This is a genomic window from Jeotgalibacillus marinus, from assembly GCF_040801915.1.
Classification (GTDB): Bacteria; Bacillota; Bacilli; order Bacillales; family Jeotgalibacillaceae; genus Jeotgalibacillus; species Jeotgalibacillus marinus.
On record NZ_JBFMIA010000091.1, the window covers coordinates 1 to 461 of the forward strand.

Below are 461 nucleotides of genomic sequence, written 5' to 3' on the forward strand. Positions count from 1 at the left end.
AGCTATCGGCTGTTAACCGATCGGTCGTAGGTTCGAGTCCTACCTGTGGAGCCATGGAGAACTGTCCGAGAGGTCGAAGGAGCACGATTGGAAATCGTGTAGGCGGCTACCGCTGTCTCAAGGGTTCGAATCCCTTGTTCTCCGCCAGATTACACGCTTCAAAGGCCCGTTGGTCAAGCGGTTAAGACACCGCCCTTTCACGGCGGTAACACGGGTTCGAATCCCGTACGGGTCACCAAGATAACTTGGAGAATTAGCTCAGCTGGGAGAGCATCTGCCTTACAAGCAGAGGGTCGGCGGTTCGAGCCCGTCATTCTCCATTCGATTTAACACGCGTCGTGAGAAGGTGTTGATGAATCAGCATCTTACTTCTCATGAAACAATCAAATCGAACATATACATATTAACGCGGGGTGGAGCAGTTCGGTAGCTCGTCGGGCTCATAACCCGAAGGTCGCAGG

3 tRNA genes are annotated in these 461 nt (G+C 52.9%); all 3 read left to right on the plus strand.

Annotation, left to right across the window (positions count from 1 at the left end):
* Positions 1–55: 55 nt before the first annotated feature.
* Positions 56–147 (plus strand) — tRNA-Ser (locus AB1471_RS17090).
* Positions 148–163: 16 nt separating this feature from the next.
* Positions 164–238: transfer RNA gene (locus AB1471_RS17095), tRNA-Glu, on the plus strand.
* A 9-nt stretch (positions 239–247) separates the two neighbouring features.
* A tRNA-Val gene (locus AB1471_RS17100) sits at positions 248–320 on the plus strand.
* Positions 321–461: the final 141 nt, after the last annotated feature.